The following is a 2,638-nucleotide window of genomic DNA, read 5'->3' as shown; positions in this document are numbered from 1 at the left end:
AATATAGAGAAAGTATTTAATTTGAGATTGACATAAGCAAGGAATGCACCAGTGTTATTATTGTGAGCAAATTTTTGACACAAAAGAGGCATTATATGATCACGTAGAAATCCACTCAGACATTGAAAGGAATCGAGAGATTATGGACAAAAAAAGAAAACAAAAAAGGACCAATAGTAGATTTACAAATAAAATAATACTAAACAAAATTACAGTAAAGGTTAGAAAAGATACATTCAGGAACAGAAATAATAATTTTAAAACAAAAACTATGGATTGGGTAGAATCTCTACTAAAAAGATCATGTGATAAGACATTGACCAAAGAAGAGGTATTACGCAGTCTATTTCATATGATAGAGATTAATGAGAATACATTAAATCACATACAGGCAGACAAACGTGATTTTGGTCCAGAGTTAGAAAAACTAAAACAAACAGAAATCAAGGATTTAGATTTTCATTTAAAATATTATCGTAGCCTTGTAAATTACATCAATTCAATTCCAGAAAATAAAATAATCAGACAATAAAGATTCAGACTTACAATTCATTAATTCATTAAAATTAATTTGAATCTCTTAATTTTTTAAACTGTTCATTGTGTTCTTGCTGTTTTGCTGATATTTGTCCAAAATCGGTAAGTTGATCATACTCCTCTCGTTTTTCACAGAGATATTTCTCCCATTTTTCAACTTCATTTGCTATCATCAACCCAGAATCCTCACGAGCAAATTGTTTTTGCTGTTCTGGGTGTTGACCTCTTGTTGGAAACTTTCTTCCTTCAAAGACACTATGGATTTGTTTTACTATTTCTGGCTTTAATAATTGTGCAAGATCAAAATGTCCTTGTTCATGTTTAAGTAAATCAGATGTTGCATGAGATAATCTAACCCAAGAAAGTAATGGATGAAACTCTACTGTTAAATCAATATTTTCAATAAAGAATCTAATCTGACTGCCAATACTATCAGAGCTAACTGTCCAAGTATAATGAAATTTAATCACACTATGAGCATCTTCATATGATGCGGGGTTGGATTCGGCTTGAAAATCAGACCAATTCAATAAACGCTCTTTTGACCAAGATATAGTGTTAGACTTACTCATGCATACATGTAAATCACATGGGAATAAAATTATTGATTTTATTTGGAACGATTATGATAATTAAAAGGGGAATACAAAATCAGGATCTTTTCCCATCACGTTGACTAAATTTTCCAAAAGTTTGAGGGGAATCAAACCCCAGCCAGGAATAATTTTCATTTTCTAATGATTGATGTAATTTTTGATGTTCAATTAATTCAGGAGCACCCCAATTTCCAGCAAAAAGAAAATTACACTTTTCAACTTTATCGAATATTTTAGCACCCCTACATACTATCATTGGAATTATTATTATAAGAATAAGATTTGAAAAGTTTTCGATTTGGAAAATAAAAACATGTTTGACGGCCACGAATTCTAGGGCGTATGGTCAGGTTAAGGCAAACGTAGGAATGCCGCCAAACAAGATGACTCATTATTGATATCTCAACGCAGATTAAAAGAAAATGTGTGTTTATTTTGAAAAACACTAAGATAGAATATTAAAATTTTAAAGAAATTCTAGGCACGCATAAATGATAAAAATTGGATCATTTTTTCAGACCAATTTTGATCAATTAACAAGACATGGCTCATTTTATCAATTTTTCAAAAATAATTTTTATAAATCGAAAGCAAGAGTGATTGCTTGTTTGATAGTCTTACCATATCCCCCAAAGGGACTGAAGCAAAAGACATCAAACTTGCTTGCTTTCATTTAGAAACTATTAATTTTAGATAAATGAAATTATCTTGTGAATATAAAATTCATAATCACCATGGGAGTTTCAGTAATTTCGTTAATTGTTGGTTTTGTATTATTATACGACATAAAATAGAGCATGGTAATGGCAAAAAAAATAGACAATAAAAGACACCAGGAGTTATTAAAAGAAAAAGAAGAGATGGAAAAAAACAGACCGCATGATATTGATGCAATGCGAAGATGGAAACATTCAATGACTAAAATTCTAGAAGAGTTAGAATTATTTAAAAAATAGAATCAAATTTAAAAATACTTAACACGGGTGAGATAAAGAGCCATAATCCAATATTTCTTGTTTAGTCATCAAATCCTTATTGAATTTAATTAATTCCATAATACTAGAAAATGCAGGACACTTGTGATCAATTGAAAACAGTTCCTCGCAATTTGTACATTGTATTACTACATGTTCACCCCAATCACATTCAATGCTATCAATTAAATCAAAAATTGCTTTAAGATTACAAGAACTGCAATTCAATAAAAGATTATCAAGTTTTTTCATGTTTCTAAAATTCCTGAATTTTATCAAACTTGCACAATAATACTATCAACTAATCACTAATATCAAATATAATAATTCGCTTAAAAAATTTACATTCAAAATAAGAATTAAAAATAAATGTAATAATATTAAAATCGATGAAATTTTTCATCAACTATGTTCAAAAATACCTCCAAAATGCATACAATTAAGCATATTTTTAACAAAAGTTAGGAAGAATGGAACAAAAAATAACTTCATCCAATGCTGAACAAATTTTGGCATAAGATGCTCTATATT

General features: G+C 29.1%; 5 protein-coding genes. 2 read left to right on the top strand and 3 right to left on the bottom strand.

Features of this window, described 5'->3' with window-relative positions; translation table 11 throughout:
- The first annotated feature begins 43 nt into the window (after window positions 1-43).
- Window positions 44-532 carry a hypothetical protein gene (locus BG20_RS13480; protein ID WP_010194741.1) on the top strand — a complete coding sequence of 163 codons (489 nt, stop codon included), beginning with the start codon at window positions 44-46 and terminating at the stop codon, window positions 530-532.
- A gap of 34 nt (window positions 533-566) precedes the next feature.
- Here BG20_RS13480 and BG20_RS09935 read toward each other — a convergent pair whose 3' ends face one another.
- Both BG20_RS09935 and BG20_RS12810 read right to left on the bottom strand, forming a co-directional pair.
- Window positions 567-1,109 (bottom strand): hypothetical protein, encoded by a 543-nt coding sequence (locus BG20_RS09935; protein ID WP_010194740.1) that lies wholly within the window; start codon window positions 1,107-1,109, stop codon window positions 567-569.
- Between the two features lie 79 nt (window positions 1,110-1,188).
- A complete protein-coding gene (locus BG20_RS12810; RefSeq protein ID WP_048097224.1) occupies window positions 1,189-1,389 on the bottom strand; it encodes a hypothetical protein in 201 nt (66 codons plus the stop codon).
- A 547-nt stretch (window positions 1,390-1,936) separates the two neighbouring features.
- On the opposite strand from BG20_RS12810, the gene BG20_RS12535 reads away from it, so the two are divergent.
- On the top strand, window positions 1,937-2,089 hold the full coding sequence (locus BG20_RS12535) for a hypothetical protein (RefSeq protein ID WP_162097331.1): 153 nt from the start codon (window positions 1,937-1,939) through the stop codon (window positions 2,087-2,089).
- 18 nt (window positions 2,090-2,107) lie between these two features.
- On the opposite strand, the gene BG20_RS09920 is transcribed toward BG20_RS12535, so the two are convergent.
- A complete protein-coding gene (locus tag BG20_RS09920) occupies window positions 2,108-2,359 on the bottom strand; it encodes a hypothetical protein (RefSeq protein WP_007401689.1) in 252 nt (83 codons plus the stop codon).
- Window positions 2,360-2,638 lie beyond the last annotated feature (279 nt).

Origin of the sequence: Candidatus Nitrosarchaeum limnium BG20, from assembly GCF_000241145.1 — an archaeon.
Classification (GTDB): Archaea; Thermoproteota; Nitrososphaeria; order Nitrososphaerales; family Nitrosopumilaceae; genus Nitrosarchaeum; species Nitrosarchaeum limnae.
The sequence above is the reverse complement of the archived record's forward strand: the minus strand, read 5'-3'. Positions and strand labels throughout refer to the sequence as shown.

Excerpts from the sequence above, each read along its gene's own strand:
- BG20_RS12535 (WP_162097331.1), top strand. The coding sequence starts at position 1,937 with ATGGCAAAAAAAATAGACAATAAAAGACACCAGGAGTTATTAAAAGAA.
- BG20_RS09935 (WP_010194740.1), bottom strand. The coding sequence starts at position 1,109 with ATGAGTAAGTCTAACACTATATCTTGGTCAAAAGAGCGTTTATTGAAT.
- BG20_RS09920 (WP_007401689.1), bottom strand. The coding sequence starts at position 2,359 with ATGAAAAAACTTGATAATCTTTTATTGAATTGCAGTTCTTGTAATCTT.
- BG20_RS12810 (WP_048097224.1), bottom strand. The coding sequence starts at position 1,389 with ATGATAGTATGTAGGGGTGCTAAAATATTCGATAAAGTTGAAAAGTGT.
- BG20_RS13480 (WP_010194741.1), top strand. The coding sequence starts at position 44 with ATGCACCAGTGTTATTATTGTGAGCAAATTTTTGACACAAAAGAGGCA.